The sequence below is a fragment of the Daejeonella sp. H1SJ63 genome (genome assembly GCF_029360775.1).
Taxonomy (GTDB): Bacteria; Bacteroidota; Bacteroidia; order Sphingobacteriales; family Sphingobacteriaceae; genus Daejeonella.
Window position 1 is genome coordinate 402,024 of sequence record NZ_JARKMZ010000028.1, and the last position, 20,977, is coordinate 423,000.

Annotated in this window: 19 protein-coding genes; 15 read left to right on the forward strand and 4 right to left on the reverse strand. The window is 39.9% G+C overall.

Annotated features, from left to right (window positions below; translation table 11 throughout):
* Positions 1-82 precede the first annotated feature (82 nt).
* The 3 genes from P2W72_RS09640 to P2W72_RS09650 all read left to right on the forward strand — a co-directional run bounded on the left by P2W72_RS09640 (position 83) and on the right by P2W72_RS09650 (position 1,467).
* On the forward strand, positions 83-343 hold the full coding sequence (locus tag P2W72_RS09640; protein WP_276361482.1) for a zf-TFIIB domain-containing protein: 261 nt from the start codon (positions 83-85) through the stop codon (positions 341-343).
* A gap of 125 nt (positions 344-468) precedes the next feature.
* Positions 469-918: a KTSC domain-containing protein gene (locus tag P2W72_RS09645; protein ID WP_276361485.1), complete on the forward strand. Its 450-nt coding sequence runs from the start codon at positions 469-471 to the stop codon at positions 916-918.
* Between the two features lie 48 nt (positions 919-966).
* A complete protein-coding gene (locus P2W72_RS09650; protein ID WP_276361488.1) occupies positions 967-1,467 on the forward strand; it encodes a DUF4251 domain-containing protein in 501 nt (166 codons plus the stop codon).
* A gap of 87 nt (positions 1,468-1,554) precedes the next feature.
* Here the strand turns inward: P2W72_RS09650 and P2W72_RS09655 are convergent, their stop codons facing one another.
* The 3 genes from P2W72_RS09655 to P2W72_RS09665 form a co-directional block, all read right to left on the reverse strand.
* Positions 1,555-1,980 carry a nuclear transport factor 2 family protein gene (locus P2W72_RS09655; protein ID WP_276361490.1) on the reverse strand — a complete coding sequence of 142 codons (426 nt, stop codon included), beginning with the start codon at positions 1,978-1,980 and terminating at the stop codon, positions 1,555-1,557.
* Between the two features lie 279 nt (positions 1,981-2,259).
* Positions 2,260-3,213 (reverse strand): bifunctional molybdenum cofactor biosynthesis protein MoaC/MoaB, encoded by a 954-nt coding sequence (gene moaCB, locus P2W72_RS09660; protein WP_276361493.1) that lies wholly within the window; start codon positions 3,211-3,213, stop codon positions 2,260-2,262.
* 69 nt (positions 3,214-3,282) lie between these two features.
* Positions 3,283-4,194 carry a PHB depolymerase family esterase gene (locus tag P2W72_RS09665; RefSeq protein ID WP_276361496.1) on the reverse strand — a complete coding sequence of 304 codons (912 nt, stop codon included), beginning with the start codon at positions 4,192-4,194 and terminating at the stop codon, positions 3,283-3,285.
* Between the two features lie 175 nt (positions 4,195-4,369).
* On the opposite strand from P2W72_RS09665, the gene P2W72_RS09670 reads away from it, so the two are divergent.
* Genes P2W72_RS09670 through P2W72_RS09690 form a run of 5 tightly spaced genes read left to right on the forward strand, consistent with a single transcriptional unit; the run spans position 4,370 to position 9,902 of the window.
* Positions 4,370-5,113, forward strand: coding sequence for a (Fe-S)-binding protein (locus tag P2W72_RS09670; protein ID WP_276361498.1), 744 nt, complete (start codon positions 4,370-4,372; stop codon positions 5,111-5,113).
* On the forward strand, positions 5,110-6,495 hold the full coding sequence (locus P2W72_RS09675; RefSeq protein WP_276361501.1) for a lactate utilization protein B: 1,386 nt from the start codon (positions 5,110-5,112) through the stop codon (positions 6,493-6,495). Before P2W72_RS09670 ends, P2W72_RS09675 begins: the two co-directional genes overlap by 4 nt.
* 12 nt (positions 6,496-6,507) lie before the next feature.
* Positions 6,508-7,092, forward strand: a complete 585-nt coding sequence (locus P2W72_RS09680) for an LUD domain-containing protein (RefSeq protein ID WP_276361503.1) — start codon at positions 6,508-6,510, stop codon at positions 7,090-7,092.
* Between the two features lie 21 nt (positions 7,093-7,113).
* A complete protein-coding gene (locus tag P2W72_RS09685) occupies positions 7,114-9,000 on the forward strand; it encodes a hypothetical protein (protein ID WP_276361505.1) in 1,887 nt (628 codons plus the stop codon).
* A gap of 5 nt (positions 9,001-9,005) precedes the next feature.
* Complete coding sequence (locus P2W72_RS09690; RefSeq protein ID WP_276361508.1) at positions 9,006-9,902, forward strand: serine hydrolase; 897 nt, start codon at positions 9,006-9,008, stop codon at positions 9,900-9,902.
* Between the two features lie 17 nt (positions 9,903-9,919).
* On the opposite strand, the gene P2W72_RS09695 is transcribed toward P2W72_RS09690, so the two are convergent.
* On the reverse strand, positions 9,920-12,550 hold the full coding sequence (locus P2W72_RS09695) for an outer membrane beta-barrel protein (RefSeq protein WP_276361511.1): 2,631 nt from the start codon (positions 12,548-12,550) through the stop codon (positions 9,920-9,922).
* Between the two features lie 367 nt (positions 12,551-12,917).
* On the opposite strand from P2W72_RS09695, the gene P2W72_RS09700 reads away from it, so the two are divergent.
* The 7 genes from P2W72_RS09700 (at position 12,918) to P2W72_RS09730 (ending at position 20,968) form a co-directional block, all read left to right on the forward strand.
* Positions 12,918-14,234, forward strand: a complete 1,317-nt coding sequence (locus P2W72_RS09700; protein ID WP_276361513.1) for an AGE family epimerase/isomerase — start codon at positions 12,918-12,920, stop codon at positions 14,232-14,234.
* Positions 14,235-14,263: 29 nt separating this feature from the next.
* Positions 14,264-15,610: an AGE family epimerase/isomerase gene (locus tag P2W72_RS09705; RefSeq protein WP_276361515.1), complete on the forward strand. Its 1,347-nt coding sequence runs from the start codon at positions 14,264-14,266 to the stop codon at positions 15,608-15,610.
* A gap of 51 nt (positions 15,611-15,661) precedes the next feature.
* The gene (locus tag P2W72_RS09710; RefSeq protein WP_276361518.1) at positions 15,662-16,714 is read left to right on the forward strand and encodes an aldo/keto reductase; all 1,053 of its coding nucleotides are present in this window, start codon (positions 15,662-15,664) and stop codon (positions 16,712-16,714) included.
* A 12-nt stretch (positions 16,715-16,726) separates the two neighbouring features.
* Positions 16,727-18,295: a pectate lyase gene (locus P2W72_RS09715; protein ID WP_276361521.1), complete on the forward strand. Its 1,569-nt coding sequence runs from the start codon at positions 16,727-16,729 to the stop codon at positions 18,293-18,295.
* A 183-nt stretch (positions 18,296-18,478) separates the two neighbouring features.
* Complete coding sequence (locus tag P2W72_RS09720; RefSeq protein WP_276361525.1) at positions 18,479-18,943, forward strand: RidA family protein; 465 nt, start codon at positions 18,479-18,481, stop codon at positions 18,941-18,943.
* Between the two features lie 62 nt (positions 18,944-19,005).
* Positions 19,006-19,743, forward strand: coding sequence for a glucosamine-6-phosphate deaminase (locus P2W72_RS09725; RefSeq protein ID WP_276361528.1), 738 nt, complete (start codon positions 19,006-19,008; stop codon positions 19,741-19,743).
* A 16-nt stretch (positions 19,744-19,759) separates the two neighbouring features.
* On the forward strand, positions 19,760-20,968 hold the full coding sequence (locus P2W72_RS09730; RefSeq protein WP_276361531.1) for a PLP-dependent transferase: 1,209 nt from the start codon (positions 19,760-19,762) through the stop codon (positions 20,966-20,968).
* The last annotated feature ends 9 nt before the right edge of the window (positions 20,969-20,977 follow it).

The window sequence follows — 20,977 nt, forward strand, 5'->3', positions numbered from 1 at the left end:
AGAACTGTCAATTTATGATAAGTGTATGTTTGGGATGATGGGTTTTATTAATTTGTGTGTTTTATAACCCAAAAGATTATTTATGAAGTGCCCCACTTGTCAGACTACATTACTGATTGCCGATAAAAAAGGAGTTGAAATTGATTATTGCCCGGATTGCCGTGGTATCTGGCTTGATCGCGGTGAACTGGAAAAGATACTGGAACGTTCAGCTGATCACTACTCCAATCGCAGTAATTATGAATCGGATGTTAAGAAATATCATTACAGTGATAATGACCATTATAAAAGCCATCCTCACAAAAAGAAAAAGTCATTTCTGGATGATATATTCGATTTTTGATGATCTTCAAATGGAAAGTCTGAACAGGGAATCTTATTCCCTGTTTTTTTATGCCTACCTTTGCAAAATTGTTTTTTGAAAACCTGCATTTTGCTTCTCTTCGCTGACAATAAATTAATAGAATTATGAAAAAGATTGTCGAGTACAGAAAAGTATTGGGAGTTGATAAAAATGCAGAGCTGCATGATTTAAAGACGGTTTATCGTCAAATGATGAAAACCTGGCATCCTGATAAATTTGCTGAATCTGAGGAGAGTAAATCCCTTGCTGAAGAAAAGAGCAAATCCATTATTGAAGCTTACCATTTTTTGGTCAGTATTGCCTCAGAAACGCGTTTACAGACAATTGATATCTACCGGCAGACCACTTCAGCTTCAGCTTTGCTCGATTTTGAATTTATTGATCAGGTACTTACCGTTTATTTTGCTGATGGGAGTGTTTACGAATACTTTGACGTGCCCAGATCCGTTTATATTAAACTGATAAATGCTGATTCGCCGGCGAGATTTGCCAGAAGACACATTTACAATGCTTATGTTTACAGAAGTACAAGTAAGCTGGTAGCCAGCGCATAATGGTTTTCTTGCCAGAAAATATTGTTCAGTATGCCAAATGTTCATACTATGAGAATTTTAAGATCTTTCTTTCAATTGTTAGTACTGATTCTTTTGTTTGCTATAAATGTTCAGGCACAAAATAATACCAGTACCAAAGAGCAGAAAAAAGAGCAGTTAAAGCAATTGCTTGAAAGTAAAAACTATATTTTCGTGGCTCAGTCAGCCTATACCGCAAGCGGAAGGATGATTCAGCTTACTTCTGAGTATTTTTTGAAAATAAAGGGAGATTCTCTCGAAAGTCATCTGCCATTTTTTGGAGTTGCATTTAATGCTCCTTTTTCAAGTACAGTAAGTCCACTGAGTTTTATTTCTTCAGACTTCAATTATTCGATGGTGGAAAGTAAGAAAGGCAGATTTGAGATTACAATACGTTTAAATGAGCCCGATGATCCAAATGTTATTAACCTCTCTGTCTCCCCCGGTGCTTATGCAGATTTAAGAGTAATCAGCACAAACAGGCAGGCTATGTCGTTTTATGGTGAAGTGCGGCCCCTTGAGAAGAAGTAAAGCTTTAGTTGAGTAAAGATCCTAATGAAATAAGCCCCGTTCCGGATTAAATTCCGGACGGGGCTTATTGGTTCGGGGAATAACTATTTAGATAAATGATGTAGCAATGCTGGTAATTTTCCATCCATCGGCGGTATTTGCCATGTTCAGATAGGTGATTTTTGAAAATCCATCGTACTTCATTGTTACTTTTACAACGCTGATTGTTGGAGTACTTTCAACTACATTGTATTCTGTGGTACAGTTTTGCTCTACTCCTCTGATACCTTCAATAGATTTCAGCATTTCTGCTTTGTTGAAACTAAGGATCTTTTTGCCGTGAGTGGTAGTGTATTTAATTTCTTTGTCAAGTACCTCAGGCAGGGCGTTGATCTTTCCATGAGCCATTGCATCAACATAGGTTTGTGCCGGATAGCTCAACTTTAATTTGTCATTTCTGATTCCGTTTGCTGCGAAGGCTGAGAATGAAACTACTGTTAATACTGCTGCGGTGATAGTTTTTAAAGTTTTCATGATTTTGTTTTTTTATTGTTAATAATTTTTTGTGAATAGCTTTCTTTGTTTGATTTGTTGACTCAAAGGTATAGAGCCTGTCAACGCAGCAGAATAGCAATTAGGCAGGTGGCAGTAAGTTTTCGGTAAACGGCGGAAAATAGCAGGTGAAATCTGGGCAGGAAATTTTCACCGAAGTGGTTTTAGGGAGTAGTATTGAGATGAAGGATGGTGCTGAATATTAAATTAGCTGGCTTTGTTCAGGTAACAGATAACAGGCAACAGATAACAAACAAATGTCTAACAATGCCCACCGCCTTCCAGCATTTTTCTGGCATGAAATACTCCCGGAAGAATGGCTTCAAGTGATTCTTTAGCACCATTACTGCTTCCGGGGAGGGTAATTATCATGGTTTTACCGATTGATCCGGCAACAGACCGGCTCATCATAGCAAGCGGGGTACGCATTTGTCCGAAAGTACGCATGGCTTCAGTAATTCCATCTGCATCTCTTTCAAGTATTTCTTTTACTGCACTTACGGTATTGTCGCGCGGACCGAGTCCTGTGCCTCCGGTAGTAAAGATGAATTGGATATCTTCAGCCACCCAGTCTTTAATCTGTTGTTGAATGGCATCTTTTTCATCCGGAAGGATCTTGTAATGTATAACATTGCCGTTTACCTGCTCCAGCATCTCTGAGATTATTAATCCGCTTTTATCTTCACGCTCACCCCTCGCTGTAGAGTCAGAGCAAACGAGTACCGCACAGGTAGGCGATTCTTCGGTATACCGGCTCCGGTCGCTTTTGCCGCCTTTCTTTTCCAGAAGTCTGATATGTCCAATTTCAAGTGCGGTATCCACTGGCTTTAGCATGTCGTATATTTCCAGTGCTGCTACTGATGCGGCAGTTAATGTTTCCATTTCGATGCCGGTACGACCAATGGATTTTGCTTCAGCAAGGATAACAATACCGGTTCTGCTGAATATCTCGTTATCAAACAGTTCAGTATGCTGATCCTTGTTCAGAAATTCAAAACTAAATTTCATGCCATCTATCGTAACCGGATGGCAATGGGGAAGGAGCTGAGGGGTAAGTTTAGCTCCTAAAAACCCTGCTGCACGCGCCACATCAAACAAATTGCCTTTTGGAAGTTCATTAGTATTGATCAGATCAATGCTCTTCTCTGAACAAAAAATAATGGCTACAGCTCTGGCAGTACGTAAAGTGATTTGTTTGTGACTAATATCGCGCATATTAAGTTTTACTTACAGGTTTCAGACTTTAAAATCTTAGGTAGTATGTATCAATAAGCTAACTAAGCTCTACTTATAAGACATTATAAAATCCCAGACAGTTTCAAAAGAGTTATAATCCATGTTCAGACCTTTCACCAAAGGCTTTCCAGCAGCTCTTAACGTTGGGTGTGTATGGGCACCACCAATGATTTTATAAAGGATTACATCGTTTTTGCCTTTATAATGCCGGACTTCAACCGTTGAATTATCCCCTGGTTCCACATCCGGTAAATGACTGATGACGGCTTTCTTTTTCGCTCCATTTCTGGCTACCCAATAAGAAACATTTTCATCTCCGGAAAGTATTACGGGGGTTTGAGTTACTTTAATTGAACCACCATTCCATTTTATCACAGAATCTGCGGTACCGCTGGTAATGATAATTGGCATTGGTTTAGCTCCCGCAAATTCTTTGGCTACCTGCGGACTAATAGTTGAAACAAAGGGAGCAATGGCTCTGATCTTATCGGGAATATCGCAACTAAGCCTGTAGGTCATCATTCCACCGTTTGAGCTGCCCGAAAAATAGATTCTACCCGGATCTCCTTTGAAATCACTGATGAAATAGTTAATCAGGTTTGTAAGGTATCCAACATCATCAATATTGTCTGTCAGTGGGTAGCTTCCACCCAATTTATCATTCCAGTGTTTGGATGTGGCCTCAGGATAAACCACAATTGCCTTATCACGTTCAGCGCGTGCATGATATTGAGGTCCGAGTACATTGACACCAATTTGTGCACTTGCACCCATTCCATGCAGAAAGAAGACCACAGGGACCTTTTTAAGGTTTTCAATTCCCTGAGGAATATAGTACATGTATTTGCGGTCTAATCCTCCATGTTTCATAGAGCCGGTATGTAAACCCGCAGTCTTTTCTGCCTGGGCAAAAGTATTTTGAGCCAAAAACAGACTTATAAACAGGTAAAATAATTTCATATAGTGAAAATTATGCTTTGTTCTGATTGATATTCAAGTATCTGAAATATTTCTTTAAAATGCTTAAAAAAATGGTAACAAACACGGTTGTTAATTTTTAATTTTTGAAAATAAGTGTAATTTGTTAGCGGATTGATCAGTGCTTTGGAATTATTATATGGAATAACAAATATTTATGAAAATCGGACTTTTTATACCCTGTTACGTTAACCAGTTGTATCCATCAGCTGCTATCGCAACACTTGAGCTGCTTCAAAAGCTGGGAATGGATGTTTCATATCCTGCAAAGCAAACCTGCTGCGGGCAGCCAATGGCTAATTCAGGCTATGAACATCTTACACAATCCTGTAATGACCTGTTTGTTGAGAATTTTTCAGGGTTTGATTATATCGTTGCCCCTTCGGCAAGTTGTGTTTTGCATGTAAAAGATCATCTTCATGGTAATGATGAGGCTGCAGCTAAAGAAATCAGAACCCGGATTTACGAACTTGTTGAATTTCTTACTGATGTGCTAAAAATAGAAAATCTGGATGCTCATTTTCCTCATAAAGTTGGGATTCATCAAAGCTGTCATGGTTTAAGAGGATTGCATCTGGCGCAAATGTCTGAGCTTGTGGCTCCTGATTTTTCAAAGCCACGTAAGCTTTTAAATATGGTTAAGGGGCTTGAGATCACTGATCTTGACAGGGTTGATGAATGTTGTGGCTTTGGTGGATTATTTTGTATCGCAGAGGAGGCCGTTTCTGTGAAAATGGGAAAAGATCGGGTTGCAGATCATAGTAAACATGGGGCAGAGTACATTACCTCCCCGGATCTTTCCTGTCTGATGCATATGGAAGGTATTTTACAGAGAAATAAAAGCAATGTGAAAATCATTCATATTGCAGAAATATTAAACAGTTCATCCAAATCGCTATGAAAAGCACTTTAGATCACGCAGCATTAGCAGAAGAATTTAACAAGGATGAGGAACGTGTCGACTGGCATGATGGTGCCCTTTGGTGGATCAGGCAGAAGCGCGATCGTTCTGCCCATCGAACGCCTCAGTGGGAAGAACTGAGAGAAACCGCATCGGCCATTAAAGCAAATGTGATATCCAATCTTCATGATTATCTGATTCAGTTTGAATCTAATCTCAAGAAGAATGGGGTTAATGTTTACTGGGCAGCCGATGCTGATGAACACAATCAGATTGTTTATAATATTCTGAAAGCAAAGAATATCAATCAGATGGTTAAAAGTAAGTCGATGCTTACTGAAGAATGCCATTTGAATGAATACCTCGCCGAACGTGGAATTGATGTAATCAATTCTGACCTTGGGGAGTACATTCAGCAAATAGATAATGAACCGCCAAGCCATATCGTTTTACCCTGCATTCATAAGCGTAAAGAGGAGATAGGAGAGTTGTTTCATGAACATCTTGGTACAGAAAAAGGACTTTCAGACCCTACCTTACTTACCCGCGTAGCACGGAAACACTTAAGAAATGTTTTCCTCACCAGACGTGCCGCTTTAACGGGGGTGAATTTTGCAGTTGCCGAAACAGGTGAGTATGTGGTTTGTACCAATGAGGGAAATGCTGATATGGGTGCTCATTTATCTGAAGTTCAGATTGCATCCATGGGGCTTGAAAAATTGGTGCCTGAACGTAAGCATCTGGGTGTGTTTTTGAGACTTCTTGCGCGCAGTGCAATAGGGCAACCGATTACTATTTATTCAAGTCATTTCAGAAAACCTCGTCCCGGTCAGGAGATGCACCTTATTCTGGTGGATAAAGGACGCAGTGCATTGATGGCACGTCCTGATTTCCGTGAGTCGCTTAAGTGTATTAAATGTGGTGGATGTATGAATACCTGTCCTGTTTATCGCAAGAGCGGTGGTTTAAGTTATCATAATACAATATCCGGACCGATCGGAGCAATTCTGGCTCCTAATCTTGATATGAAACAGCATGCAGATCTTCCGTTTGCATCCACTCTTTGCGGATCCTGCTCGAATGTTTGTCCGGTTAAGATTCCGATTCATGATCAGCTGTATAAATGGCGTCAGGAAATTGTAAAACAGGGTTATTCTGCAAGTCGCAAGACCTTTAGTATGAAGGCTATGGCTTTAACTCTGTCTTCTCCTGAAATGTATAAAGCAGCAGGGAAAACCGGTCGCTGGATATTAAATCATGCTCCTTTTGCAATCAACAATAAGTTGAATCCATGGTATAAGCAGCGCGATATGCCGGATAGCCCGAAACAATCTTTTGGTGAATGGTATGCAAAAAATGGCCCGAAAAGGGTTGATAATTAGAACGATATTAAAATGAGTAGCAGAGATAGTATACTGGCAGCTGTACTTAAAAATCAGCCGCCCATATCAGCCCTTCCGGATATTTCCATGTTTAAGGTGCCTGAGTCTGATTTAAGAGGGAAATATATCGATATGTTCAATGAGATTGGCGGCTTTGCCTATGCTGTTGAAAGTATGGATGATATAAAATCAAGGATTAAAGCAGGTTTTGATACAGAAAAGCGGGTTATCAGTACCCTTCCTGCATTGAGTGACATTGCTGAATTCTGTTCTTCTTCAGTTGACCCTCATAGTTTTGAAGATGTGGAACTGGCTATTATTGAAGGACGTCTGGCCGTTGCAGAAAACGGGGCGGTCTGGCTTACTGAGGAAGTAATGGGACAGCGCATAATTCCTTACATATCGCAGCATTTGGCCGTTATTGTCAGGGAATCTGACATAGTTTCGACAATGCACGATGCTTATGCCCGGATTGCAAGTGAAGATTATGGTTTTGGAGGCTTTATTGGAGGTCCGTCGAAAACAGCTGATATTGAACAGGCACTGGTGCTTGGGGCTCATGGTCCTTTAAGCATGACAGTTTACATTATTAAATAAATTACCAGAAGACCTATAAAAATGAAAAGTGATTCAATAATCATTCGGGATAACCTGAAAGAAGAATACAAAGATATTTATACCAATGATGCTGTGTCTGCATTAAATGCACTGGCCCGTTTCAATAAAGAAGTTAAGAATATGATGTCTGAGCGTATTAAGCTCAGAAATGATCGTCATAAGAATAAATCAAGAATTACCTTTCTTGATCCTGAAAGTACTATTGCAGGAACAAATATTAAAGTTAAAGATGCCCGTGAAGGCAGATTTGAAGGTTCTGTCATTCCTCCTGATTTACAAAGGCAGTGGATTCAGGGAACCGGCCCTGCCTCAAAGCCTAATGCAAGTCTTGAAAGCAGTATCAGAAATGCAGCTTATGCTCTTTTATCAGGTGCCGACGGATGGATGTTTGATGGGGAAGATGCTCTGGGCCAGATCGACAGTATGTCGCTGGATAATCAGCGTAATCTCAAACTGGCAATCTCAAAAGATCCGGTATTCCTGAAAGTAGCTGAGCAGGTTGCCGGAGAAATGAACCGCTGGGCCGAAGGATTTCTGGGATATCCAACCATTAAGGATTGGAAATCACAGCTTGATTTTACAACCAAAATTTTCCGTTGTCGCGGATTACATTTAGACGATCGTCATATCCGTGATGCAGATGGAGTGGCTCTGGCAGCTTCCATTGCTGATCTTTGTTTGTACGTGGTAAATAACCATAAACAACTGCGGGCTGCCGGTTCATCGATTGTACTTTATATACCTAAAGTGCAGAGAGCTGCTGAAGCTGCTTTATGGAACAGAATGTTAACTGCGCTTGAAGAGCATCTCGGGCTTGAAATAGGAACAATCAAAGTTTATCTTCTTGTTGAACAACTTGAAGCTACCTATCAGCTGATGGAGATTCGTGCAGTGCTGGGTAAGCATTTTGTGGGGTATAATACAGGCCGCTGGGACTATATCAACAGCGTTTCAGATGCCATGGCATGGGATAAGACCTTCATTAATCCCAATATTGAGTCTGTTACCATGACCTATGGTTATATGCGTAATTATGAAGACAGGGTCCGCCGCACTGTGAATACTCCCGATATTAATGGCAACTGTGCTATATGGCAGGGAGGGATGGAACCTAATATTCCTGTCGGATCAGCAGAGGGGGTAGCTGCAAGTATGAAAAAGGCTTTGACTGGTGCAGAGAGAGAACAGCGTGAAGGAGCCAGCGGTAAATGGGTGGCACACTGGAAAATGGTAAATATTGTAAGGCCGGTATGGGAAAAGGTTGGAGAAGCAAATCAGGTTGGACGTAAGTTTCCTGCGCTTTCCTATACCCAGGCAGATGCTGATGGCCTGATTCTGCTGGAGCCTGCTCCGATTACTATACGCGGTGCAAGAAACCTCCTGAGCGTTGCAATTCAATACGGTAATGCATTTGCCCAGGGAATGCAGGCAGCGGCTCTTAAAGCGGCAGATGACTTTGGTAATGATGACATTCTTTACCTAATGGAAGATATGGCTACCGGTGAGATCAGATTAAGTATCGTTTGGGAATGGGTGCATAAAGGTGCAGCATTTACAGAAGGTGATGCAGAGACCGGTGTGAAGGTTGGCGATACTTTTAGCTTTGAACTGCTGAAAAGATTGATTGATGAGGAGTATACCAAGCTTTTGAAGGCAGATAATAAAGATGTTTACGACGCATCGAAAACAACAACTCTGCCTATTGCAAGAGAAATAGCTGAGATATATGTCTTTAATGAATTTAAAATTCCATGGTATATTGATCTGTTAAATATTAATCTGAATAACGAAAATCTGGAGGAGGCTAAAAAGCGAATCGCAGACTATATACAGGCTTTTAAAACTGAAGGAAAGCGTATCACTGAAAATCCTGATTTTAAATTATAAAAGAAATGAAAAGATCCCTGCTGATTATTGGTTTTTGCATTGTCAACCTGACTGCTTTTGCTCAGTTATCGGCAAGGGATATTCTCAAACAAAAGACTGAGAAGGATTTGCAAAAAATCATTGATTCTTCTCCTTCTCTAACCGGGTTGATGGCTGTCGACCTGACAAGTGGGGAATCAATCAGTATCAATGCCGATCTTATTTTTACGCAGGCCAGTGCCATTAAAATTCCCATTTTGATGGAGGTTTATAAACAGGCTCATGAAAAGAAGTTTGCATTATCAGATATCAGACCATTGTCAGCATCAAACACGGTGGCCGGCTCAGGGATCCTCAATGCTATGGTCGATCCTGTTCATCTCAGTATCCGTAACTTCTGTATGCTGATGATTGGACTGAGTGATAATTCAGCAACCAATACTTTGATTGAATTAGTCGGGATGAAAAATGTCAGTAATACGATGCAATCTCTGGGTTTTGTAAATACCAGGTTGCAGCGTAAAATGATTGATCAACAGGCTTCATTGAGAAATGAGGAGAATATATCAAACCCGGCAGAAGCTGTCAGAATCATGAAGCTATTGCACGAAGGTAAATTCATTGATAAGGCCACTTCAGAAGATGTGCTTTCTATATTGAAAAAGAATCCGATTGAGAACAGCAAGATTGCCTCAGGTGTTCCGGCTAATGTAAAACTTGCATTTAAAACAGGCGGAATGGGAGGGGTATCTACCGAATGGGCTATTGTTTATTTACAAAACAGGCCTTACGCCATTGCAATTATGGAAAATTATAAAACAGCTGCCAGCCCTTCAAATATATTCAGTTTACTCTCCAAACGGGTTTTTGATCATTTCTCCATGATGAAGGCGACCAGGTATGGGGTGCTGATTGAGAATTAACCGGTAAAACTTAAATCTCAATTATTGGGTTTTGATCCTCCCCCAAACTTATTTAACCTCATCGTAAACGAAAGCATAAAATATCTTCCTAAACGGTTTATTTGGCGGTCAATAATTATATTGTCGAATACATCTCTTGAAATACCAGTGTTCTGGTTAAAAAGGTCATTACCTTCAAGGCGAATCATGCCTCTTTTACCTTTAAAGAAACGGTATTCAGTATATAAACGGAGGATTGTTGGATTTCTCACAATTCCGTTGTCAAATCCATAGTTCATTGTTTTTCTAAGATCATAACCCAGTGTTAAATCCTTAAAGAAGTAATTTCTGCCACGTAACTGAAAGCTCACCGTATTGGTCTTTCTATCACTGAAGCTTTGCTGAGAATACTCGGTCTTATTAATGGCATAAGAGGTTTCAAGTTCGACATCGATTACATCTTTGATATCAACTTCGAATTCTATTTCCTGCCTTATCATATAGTTTTTTGCAATGTTTTTATCCTGATTGATAAAAGCCACGTTGTTATTCAGGTAAGCAGAACCTGAGTAGGTTAGGGTGTATTTACGTTCAGCGAAAGGTTTACCATAAGAATAATCCCCTCTTAATGAGTAGAACCCATCGGTATTGGTATAGCTGGTAACCTGATTAATTGTATTGGGTATCAGGATTTTTGTAGTAACAATCTTGTCCTGTGTTTTATTGAATGATAGGTTAGCATGCAATACATGCCCCATATTCCAGTCGGATTGGTTGTATTTTGCATTCAGGTAATGAATGAATTCAGGTTTCAGGTCAGGGTTACCTGTAAGCGTGTTTTGCAGGTTCGAATTATCGGTAATAGGTTGCAATTGAAGAAAGCTTGGCTGATTGTTTCGCCCCCAGTAGTTAACCTGTAATGCCTGCTGTTTCGAAAATTTATATACCATACGCGCTGATGGTATATAATTGAAAGTTTTATTCCTTGTATTTATTCCTCTGGTAAGATTTTGACCTTCCAGTAATGCAGGTTGTGCATTCAGACCCAGAGTATAATTATATTTATTTTCAATATAGCGGTAATTGATACCGAATCGGTTCGTTGTAAACTGATATTCATAATTATTACTCAGATCATTATTGAAAATTTTACTTCCGTTGATTATATCGTTTGTTTCACGGTCTGTAGTGGTACTTGAATGGCTGTAACTATAATTGAATTCTATAAAGTTCTTTTTCCATAGAGGTTCCATATAGGTTATGTTTGCCCAGGTAGAAAAATTATTGTTGGTATTTGCGATCAGCTGGTTTTGTACACGTGTTGAGTCTTTACCGGCCTGTTTGATCAGATAATTATTCAGAATTTCCCTGTTATTATCCCCGTTCGAATAGTTGAGATTTGTGCTAAGGCTCATATTTCTGCCCTTTTTATGAAACCTGTGATTGTAGTAAATATTGGTTCCAAGATTTGCTGAAAAAGAGTTAGTTCCCGATAAATTGTTTCTAAGGGTAGTCAGATTCTCCTGTGTGATGTCAATAACACCCTGATTATCATAGTTGTTTGAGTTGTATGAAAATCTTGGGGATATTTTAATATAATTAAGTGTATCGGGCTTCATTGTCAGGTTTCCCGAGAAATTATGACCGTAGTTATCACTACTGTTATTGGAAACTGCATTTTCAAGCCGGGTATAATTTGAAAGGAAGTTTTGTGAGTAGGTCTTTGTCAGTGTTGTATTCTTGCGATTGTTAAAATTATAACCTGCATCAGCAGAAAGTTTTTTACTCCATTCATTTCGGTAATTCATACTGGCAGAGTTTGTACTGGTAATACCGTTATTATCACCACCCCGCATATTAATATTGTTAACAGTTCCGTCAAATGAAATCTGCTGTTCTCCTTTGAATGTATTTCCTCTCAGACTGGTATTGTACCTGTCTTCATTTCCCAGTCCGCCAAACATTCTGACAGAGTACCCTTTTTTCTTGTCTTCCTGAATGGTAATATTAAGAATCTTCTCAGATTCGCCACTTTTAACTCCCGTCAGATTAGCATGGTCTCCGTAGTCATCAATTATCTGAAGGTTTTTGATAATATCGGCCGGCAGGTTTTTAATGGCTGTAGCTACATCTGTTCCGAAAAAATCTTTACCATTGATTCTGATTTTTGTGATGGGCTCGCCCTGGGTGCTTACATTTCCATCTGCATCAACTTTTACTCCCGGTAGTTTTCGCAAAACTTCGTCTACAGCATCCCCTTGTCTGACCGGGAATGACGAAGCATTGAAAGTAACAGTGTCTTCACTCACCTTAATAGCAGTTACGCCGGTAATAACCACTTCGTTTAATGTGTTAGAGGCAGTTTTTAAAGTAATCTCAGGAATATCCAGTGTTTTACCCTCAGTAATTTTGTATTTATTCATGAAGGTTTCGAAGCCGATAAATGCAGCAGAAAGGGTAAATTCAGGCCACTTAACACTGTTTAAGATGAAAGCTCCATTAATATCAACTGCGGTTGCTACACTGTCCTTTTCAAATTTCAATTTAATGAGCGTACCGGTAAGCGGAATCCCTGCGGTGTCTTTAACAGTCCCTTTAACAGTAAAGTTTTGTGAATAACTGATCTTAAAGCTTAATAAAATAGCAAGTATAAAAAGTAGTCGCTTCATATAAAATAACCGGGATCTTGTCACTGCTTAAATTTAAAGTACCAAATATAACCCTGACACGATATCAATTCTTTACAAATCAGCATTGTTACACAGTTTGATTGTTTAAATCGCCGTTTGTTTTCCTTCGAACATTAAATAAATTCTGTCCCTTCAGCCGATTTTCCGGAAGCTATGTGAATAGCAGGGTGTCAGAGAAGCCATTTCTTCTTTGATAGGGCAATGTTTACGTACCCAATCAATAAAAATGCAATTATTAAAATGAAAATAACATAGGTAATATCAAATAAATTGTATTTTTAGTTCGGTGACACCGGGGTTTTAATAATTGCCCTCCAATGATTTAAACTCATCTAAAATATATACTATGAAAAGAAGAAAATTCATGACAAATACGCTTTTAGCAGGTTTGGGAAGCATCAGTCTTGGTGCGTATGGATTTGGTCATGCTAATGAGCCTGAAGGTACCGCTAACACATTAATATCGGGTTTGGATTTAAACAAACTTCATGAATTTTATCGTTCTGAGATTTTTAATCGCTTTGTGCCAAATATGGACAAATATGTGATTGATCATCAAAATGGTGGTTTTATGACTTCCATAGATATTACCAATGGACAGCAGGCAACTTCTAATAAAACTGCCTGGTTTGAGGGGCGTGGCATGTGGACTTATTCTTTTCTGTATAATAACCTTGATAAAAATCCTGAATACCTGGAAATCGCAAGAAAATCTAAAGATTTTATCCTGAAGTCGCAGCCAAAGGATAACAGCTTCTGGACCTCTTCATTTGATAAATCAGGTAAGCCACTCGGTGGTCCCGGAGATATTTACAGCAGTTTATTTGTTGCTGAAGGCTTAGCCGAATATGCAAAAGCTTCGGGCGAAAAGCAGTACCATGATCTTGCAAAGAAGATCATATTATCCTGTCTCGACAGATACGATAGCCCTGATTACGATTATTATGTTGCCTATTTAAATCCCGGAGCAACTAAAATAAAGGCACCAAGGGTTCTGGGACACTGGATGGTTTTCCTCAGAGCAGCGACCCAGATGCTGGAAAGAGGGCCGGATGCAGATATGCAAAAACTTGCTGACCGTTGTTTAGATGCCTGCCTGAATCATCACCTTAATCCTGAGTATGGATTGTTTAATGAGGTGTTAAACCATGATTTCAGTCGCCCTGATAATTCTTACAAAGACTTTGCATACACCGGTCATGGTATCGAGACCTGCTGGATGCTGCATTTTGAGGCAGCCAGAAGGAAAGACAGAAAGCTTTTTGACAGAATTACTGAGGTGTTTAAAAGACATGTTACTGTTGCACATGATGATGTTTTTGGCGGGTATTTCAGAGCACTTGATCATGTAGATAATAATATCTGGAAGGTTGATAAAGTTTTATGGCTTCAGGAGGAGGTCTTGATTGGCAGTATGTTTATTGCCGAGCATACAGGAGATAAATGGGCGGTACAACGCTTCAATGAGACTCTCAAATACGTTCGTGAAAAATTTGCCAAGCCGGGTAATTTGTTCTGGGCATCGGCAGGCGACAGATATCTGAAAGATTACGCTAAATTGAGAGCCGAACATTATCATCATCCCAGACATTTAATGCTGAATCTGATCTCATTAAAAAGAATGATCAAACGTGGTGGTAAAACATCCAATATATTCGGGTAATTAGTATCCGGTATTTGAAAAAGAATTATATGATAGATAAAGAATATTCAAGACGCGACTTTTTAAAACGGAATTCGACTGCCGGATTAGGAATTTTTGGCGGGGCAGGTCTTGCAACTTCATTGGTGCCTGAAAAGGCTGAAGCTGCAATAGCCGGGAATGAGCAGCAAATCGGTAAAATTTCAGATCTTAATCTCAAGCAGCTTCGCGAAACTTACAGAGAAGCCCTTCTCGGGAAGTTTATTCCTAATATGAATAAGTATGTGGTTGACCATGAACTGGGTGGTTTTATGTGTTCTGTTGATATTCTTACAAGAAAACTGATTAATACCAATAAAAGAGCGTGGTTTGAAGGCAGAGGGATCTGGATGTACTCATTTTTATATAATAATCTGGATAAAAATCCATTATATCTCGGGATCGCAAGAAAGTCTAAAGATTTTATTTTAAAGTTATTGCCTTCGGATGGCAGCTATTATATTTCAGGCTTTACAAAAGAAGGTCAGCCTTTAGGTAATACAGAAGGGGATATTTACGGGAATCTGTTTGTAGCTGAAGGTCTGGCAGAATATGCAAAGGCCAGTGGTGAAAGACAATATTTTGATCAGGCAAAGGAAATTATGCTCAAGGCTGTTCAAAGATATGACAGGCCCGAATTTACCTATGCCTACAAAGCAGAGAAAAGAGAATCCGGTCCGCGAATTCTTGGACACTGGATGATTCTTTTAAGTTTGTGTACACAAATGCTTCGTCAGCGTTCTGATAAAGAGGTCAGAGCTTTAGCCGACCGTTGTGTGGATGCGATTATGAATCACCATCTCAATAAAGACTTCAGACTTTTAAATGAGGCTTTGGCTCATGATCTGAGTCCTTTGACCGATCCTGTTGCATCGCAGTTTGCTGATATTGGTCATGGATGTGAAACACTGGCTTTTGTGATGAATTATGCGGTATTGATTAAAGATAAGGCTTTGTTCAACAGAGCCGCAGCAGAGTTTAAAAGGCATGTTGATATAGCCTGGGATGATGTATATGGCGGGCATTTCCATGCGATGGATCATGTAGCTACCAATACATGGCAGTTAAATAAACTGCGCTGGCTGCAGGAAGAGATTCTGATCGGGGCAATGATTTTGATCGAACATACCGGGGATGAATGGGCAATTAATTGTTATGCAAAAACTGAAGCCTATATCCGCGAGAAATATGTACGCCCTCAGTTTGCTTTTGTGATTGATAGCGGAGACCGAAAGATGGAAAAGCATACACAGGTACGTGCAGAACATTATCATTATCCTCGTCAGCTAATGGTGGGTATTCTGGCTATTGACAGAATTATAGCCCGTGGAGGGAAACCTTCAGGCATTTTTGCCTGATTCTAAGTAATAATTAAGATTGGTGCTATTTTACAGCAAAGCATAAAATTGATGGCAAATACAAAGTATGAAGGACAGGCGTTTTATAATGCGCCATTCGTGGTTAATAGTTTTAAAGAAATGCCTTACCGGGTTCTGGGTAAATCAGGTCTGAAGGTGTCGGATATTGGTTTGGGTACCTGGAAAATGGGCTATCCTGAAAGTGGAGATGGTTCGCGCATAGACGAAAAGAGTTCTTTTAAAATATTTGACCGGGCCCTTGAACTGGGAGTGACATTCTGGGACACAGCAAACCGGTATAATAATGCTTCCGGAAATTCTGAGCGGATCATAGGGAAGTGGTTTAAGAAAAATCCTGACCAGAGGCGCAATGTGGTGCTTGCGACAAAAATGGCCGGAACAATGGACGGATTAAGTCCGAATCACTGTGGGCTTTCAAGAGGAAATATCATGGAAGCAGTATACGCTAGTCTCGAAAGGCTTCAAACTGATCATATTGACCTGCTTTATTTTCACAGATTTGATGGAATAACCCCTCCTGAAGAGAGTTTGATAGCAATTGAAGATCTGGTAAAGCAGGATCTGATACGTTATTTTGCCGTGTCAAATGCCAGTGTTGAGATTCTTAAAACCTTCCAGGCTGTACAGTCTCAGATGTCTGTCAGAAGCCGGATACTTGCTGTACAGAATCAGTTTGATCTGCTCGATGGAGAAGCAGCAGAAGATAGGGGTGTTTTGAATTATGCTACCGAACAAGGGATATCGTTCATTGGCTGGAGCCCGATGGCAAGGGGGCTGCTGACAAACCGGTACCTAAATCCTGTAAATGCAGGCCCTGGTGACCGTTTGTTCGACGAGGGGGACCTGAAAGCAAAAATAAGTCCTGAAAATATGGGTAAACTGCATGCACTTGCGGCTGTTTCTGATGAAATGGGAGTTGAGCTCAGTCAGCTTGTTATGGCATATATGCTGACAATGAAGGGTATGGGGCCAATCATTCCTTCATCCTCCAGTGTGAAGCAGCTTGAATCAAATGCTGCAGCAGGTAAGATTGTGCTTAGCGAAGAGCAGATTGAAAAAGTTAAAGCTATCGTAAAGTATTAATTCAGAAGATAAATGGAAAAAATAAAAAGCATTTTTGCTGTTTTTATAGTCACTTTTTCACTTATTCCTGCTGTTTTTTCTCAAACTAAAAGACCGGATCAGGAGGCTCGTTCTGCAATGCTCAGAGCCACCCGATTTATGGTTGAGAAAGCAAGTGTAAACGGAGGCTATGTTGCACATTATTTGCCTGATTTTTCACGCAGATGGGGAGAGCTGGAAGCATTTCCCACACAGGTTTGGGTACAGGATCCGGGTACAGTAAGTATGGGTAATATTTTTCTTGATGCGTACGACGCAACCGCTGATGAATATTATTATCAGGCTGCTGAAAAAGTTGCTGCTGCGCTTATCTGGGGGCAGCGTCCTGAAGGTGGCTGGAATTATATGATTGATTTTGGCGGTGACCGTTCTCTGAAAGAATGGTATAATACAATCGGTAAGAATGCATGGGGTTTTGAAGAGTATTATTATTACTATGCCAATACAACTTTTGACGATTCCAATACGTCAGGACCAGCAACATTTTTGCTGAGACTTTTTCTGCAGAAAATGGATGTTAAATACAAGCCGGCACTCGATAAAGCAATTCAGTTGATTATTGATAGCCAATATCCGCTTGGAGGATGGCCGCAGCGTTACCCCCTGAAGAATAATCATCCTAAAAACGGAAAGGAGGATTATTCGGCATATTATACCTTTAATGATGAAGTTACTTCCGGAAATATCGATTTTCTGATTCTTTGTTATTCTTTATTGGGAGAAGAACGTCTTTTAGATCCTATCCGCAGAGGGATGAATTTTTATCTGATTACTCAGCAGGGTAATCCTTATGGAGGCTGGGGGCAGCAATATAATATGGACCTTCAGATTGCTCATGCACGGAGCTATGAACCTCCTGCTTTGATGCCGGGATTCACATATACACATTGTTTGCTACTGATGAAATACTATCAGCTTACCGGCGACAGGAAGTTTCTTGCCAGAATTCCGGATGCTATTAAATGGTTGGAAGATTCTAAACTGCCAGCTGATAAAACTTTAGGCGGAACACGTACTCATGCTACATTTGTTGAAGCAGGAACCAATAAGGGGATTTATGCCCACCGTACAGGTACAGGTGTAGCTGATGGGAAATATTGGTGGGATTATGATGACAATAATCTGCTGGCCCATTATGGTGGAAAAGCTAATATCAATATTCAGTTCCTAAAGGATGAGTATAAAAGGATTAGCACACTTTCGCCGGAAGAGGCTACCAGAAACTCTCTATTGAAAGCCGGAAAGATTTCAGTTTCACAACTACCTCAACGATATTTTTCTTCTCTTACTTCTGCAGTAGTCATGCCCTCTGATCAGGCTGTTAACGATATTATTCGTGCACTGGATCAGGACAGATGGCTGGTTAAACACATTCAGATCAGCAGACCATATTCTGTTGCAGCAGATGGTAAAGAAATGAACACAGCCAAGCTGAGCGATGAAAATGGAAAGGGAATTGTGGATTCTTCAGATCAGCAGTATATATCAACCAGAGAGTATGAAAAGAATATGTCTCTTCTCATCCGGTATTTAAAGCGCTGATGAAATGAGAACAGTTGGGTTGGTCTGATTTAATCAGTTTTTGGATGATGTATTGTTGCTGTATATACTGTAAACAGACCTGAAGAAAACAATTTTTAATATAAATAAACTGATACTCAGATCTGTCAGCATAGCTTTTTTATTGTACATTAGTTTTTAACAACATAAAATCAAACTGAAAAAATGAAATCAACCATTTTATTTGGCTCCTTGCTTATTCTTGGATTAACTTCCTGCATTAACAATCAGACAACCGAAACGAAGAAAGCTATCTCAGAGAAAAAGTTTATCATGCCTGAAGGGTATAATCGGGGACTCCCATTTACTCCGGGAATATTGGTTGACGGAACACTTTATGTTGCCGGCTTTAGCGGTGAAGATGCAAAGACCGGTGTAATTCCTGAAGATTTTGAAACTGAGGTAAAGCAGGCTCTTGATAAGATCGGGGTTATCCTTAAAGAAGCTGATATGGATTATAAAGATGTAGTATCTGTTCAGGTTTATCTTACTGATATGACGCTATTTGATCGTATGAATAAAGTATATCGTACTTATTTCGATGAGCCACGTCCAACCAGGTCAATAATGGGGCTTAAGGAATTAATTGGTCCGGCAAGATTTGAGATAACAGTAACCGCACGTAAATAATCAGAATAAATAGATCAGAAAGATCAGGCCCCAAATCAGGGCGAAAAATTAACATTAATTTTATGAAAGTAGTAATTTCCGAAAATCCGGTTGAATTAGGTAAAGTATCAGCAATTGCAGCAGCAGAAGGAATTATCAATGCAATAAAGGAAAAAGGACAAGCAAATATTATTCTGGCTACAGGAGCAAGCCAGTTTGAAACCCTGAAAAATCTTATAGAAAATAAAGAAATAGACTGGTCAAAAGTGGTGATGTTCCACCTTGATGAGTATATAGGATTACCTGAAAGCCACCCGGCAAGTTTCAGAAAGTATTTAAAAGAACGTTTTCTTCAAAAGGTTAGTACTCTGAAGGCAAGTTATCTGGTTAATGGAGAAAACGATCCTGAGGCAGAATGTTCGCGTTTAAACAAAATTATTCAGGAGCATCCCATTGATGTTGCATTGGTAGGAATAGGTGAAAACGGACATCTGGCATTTAATGATCCCCCTGCCGATTTTGATATTGAAGATCCTTACATTATTGTAAACCTTGATGCAAAATGTCGTTTACAACAATTTAACGAAGGCTGGTTTGAAACCCTCGAGCTTGTTCCGCAAAGGGCAATCAGCATGTCTGTAAAGCAGATTTGCAAATCTAAACTGATTATTTGTTCAGTTCCTGATACTAGAAAAGCTGAAGCGGTAAGAGATACAATTGAAAATGAAGTAAGTAATCTTTATCCTGCTTCAATTTTGCAGAAGCATTCAAATTGTATTTGCTATCTGGATAAATCTTCAGCTTCCTTATTGTCTGAATAATTAGCATTTAATTGTCATGAAACGTAGAGACCTCATAAAATATTTATCTGTTGCTCCTCTTGCAGGCGGACTTACAGGTGTGCCTTTTAAATCAGCAGCAGCTTCAACAGCTCTAAAAAGAGATTTGATACAGGAGCTTGGACTCAGGACTTTTATCAACGCTTATGGTGTTTATACCACTCATACTGCATCCCTGATGCCTGAAGAAGTTATGGAGGCTATTAATGCTGCTTCTAAAAAGTATGTACTGATCAATGATTTGCAGGATAAAGTTGGTGAGAAGATTGCCGAAATGTGTCATGCAGAATCTGCAATGGTTACCTCAGGATGCTGGTCTGCCCTTGTTCTGGGAACAGCAGGTGTTTTAACAGGAATGGATAAAACCAAGGTTGCTAAACTTCCTGATGTTTCAGAATTTGAACGTAATGAAGTCATTCTTCAGAAAACACACAGCGGATCTTATGATCATGCATTGACCAATACAGGAATTAAACGGGTATTTGTTGAAACTGCTGAGGAATTTGAGAATGCAATCAATCCGAAGACGGCCATGACCTGGTTTTATAATGAAGCTGCACCATGGGGTAAGATTGGTCATGATGAATGGCTCAGGATTTCTAAAAAGCATAAAATACCTGCTATGGTAGATATTGCAGCTGATGTTCCTCCGGTTGAAAATCTCTGGAAATTCAATGAAATGGGCTATGACCTGGTTTGCGTTTCAGGAGGCAAGGCTATCCGCGGACCGCAAAGTGCCGGGATATTGATGGGACGAAAAGAGTTTATCTCTGCAGCCCGTTTAAGCGCTCCTCCGGGAGGTGGAAATATCGGAAGAGGGATGAAAGTGAACAAGGAAGAGATATTTGGCATGTATGCAGCACTTGATCGCTTTGTGAAGCTTGACCATGGAAAGGAATGGCAGATGTGGGAAGACAGGGCCAGAGTTATCCTGAATGCAGTTTCAAAAGTAAAAGGAGTAAAAGCAGAGATCTTTGTTCCGCCAATAGCAAATGTTACCCCAACTCTGAGAATATCATGGGATCAGTCGATAATTAAGCTGACACCTAAAGATATGACTCTGAATTTGCGGAACGGAGTGCCTTCCATTGAAGCACCCAAAAGTATCAATGATGCTATGATTCTTTCTGTATGGATGATGCAGCCTGGCGAAGAGAAAATTGTAGCAAAGCGTTTTGCAGAAGAATTGATCAAGGCCAGTGTTTAAATTCAATAA

Coding starts and splice junctions, on each gene's coding strand:
- P2W72_RS09685 (WP_276361505.1), top strand. CDS start 7,114: ATGAAAAGTGATTCAATAATCATTCGGGATAACCTGAAAGAAGAATAC.
- P2W72_RS09645 (WP_276361485.1), top strand. CDS start 469: ATGAAAAAGATTGTCGAGTACAGAAAAGTATTGGGAGTTGATAAAAAT.
- P2W72_RS09680 (WP_276361503.1), top strand. CDS start 6,508: ATGAGTAGCAGAGATAGTATACTGGCAGCTGTACTTAAAAATCAGCCG.
- P2W72_RS09665 (WP_276361496.1), bottom strand. CDS start 4,194: ATGAAATTATTTTACCTGTTTATAAGTCTGTTTTTGGCTCAAAATACT.
- P2W72_RS09655 (WP_276361490.1), bottom strand. CDS start 1,980: ATGAAAACTTTAAAAACTATCACCGCAGCAGTATTAACAGTAGTTTCA.
- P2W72_RS09710 (WP_276361518.1), top strand. CDS start 15,662: ATGGCAAATACAAAGTATGAAGGACAGGCGTTTTATAATGCGCCATTC.
- P2W72_RS09700 (WP_276361513.1), top strand. CDS start 12,918: ATGAAAAGAAGAAAATTCATGACAAATACGCTTTTAGCAGGTTTGGGA.
- P2W72_RS09650 (WP_276361488.1), top strand. CDS start 967: ATGAGAATTTTAAGATCTTTCTTTCAATTGTTAGTACTGATTCTTTTG.
- P2W72_RS09720 (WP_276361525.1), top strand. CDS start 18,479: ATGAAATCAACCATTTTATTTGGCTCCTTGCTTATTCTTGGATTAACT.
- P2W72_RS09725 (WP_276361528.1), top strand. CDS start 19,006: ATGAAAGTAGTAATTTCCGAAAATCCGGTTGAATTAGGTAAAGTATCA.
- P2W72_RS09695 (WP_276361511.1), bottom strand. CDS start 12,550: ATGAAGCGACTACTTTTTATACTTGCTATTTTATTAAGCTTTAAGATC.
- P2W72_RS09675 (WP_276361501.1), top strand. CDS start 5,110: ATGAAAAGCACTTTAGATCACGCAGCATTAGCAGAAGAATTTAACAAG.
- P2W72_RS09670 (WP_276361498.1), top strand. CDS start 4,370: ATGAAAATCGGACTTTTTATACCCTGTTACGTTAACCAGTTGTATCCA.
- P2W72_RS09715 (WP_276361521.1), top strand. CDS start 16,727: ATGGAAAAAATAAAAAGCATTTTTGCTGTTTTTATAGTCACTTTTTCA.
- P2W72_RS09690 (WP_276361508.1), top strand. CDS start 9,006: ATGAAAAGATCCCTGCTGATTATTGGTTTTTGCATTGTCAACCTGACT.
- moaCB (WP_276361493.1), bottom strand. CDS start 3,213: ATGCGCGATATTAGTCACAAACAAATCACTTTACGTACTGCCAGAGCT.
- P2W72_RS09730 (WP_276361531.1), top strand. CDS start 19,760: ATGAAACGTAGAGACCTCATAAAATATTTATCTGTTGCTCCTCTTGCA.
- P2W72_RS09705 (WP_276361515.1), top strand. CDS start 14,264: ATGATAGATAAAGAATATTCAAGACGCGACTTTTTAAAACGGAATTCG.
- P2W72_RS09640 (WP_276361482.1), top strand. CDS start 83: ATGAAGTGCCCCACTTGTCAGACTACATTACTGATTGCCGATAAAAAA.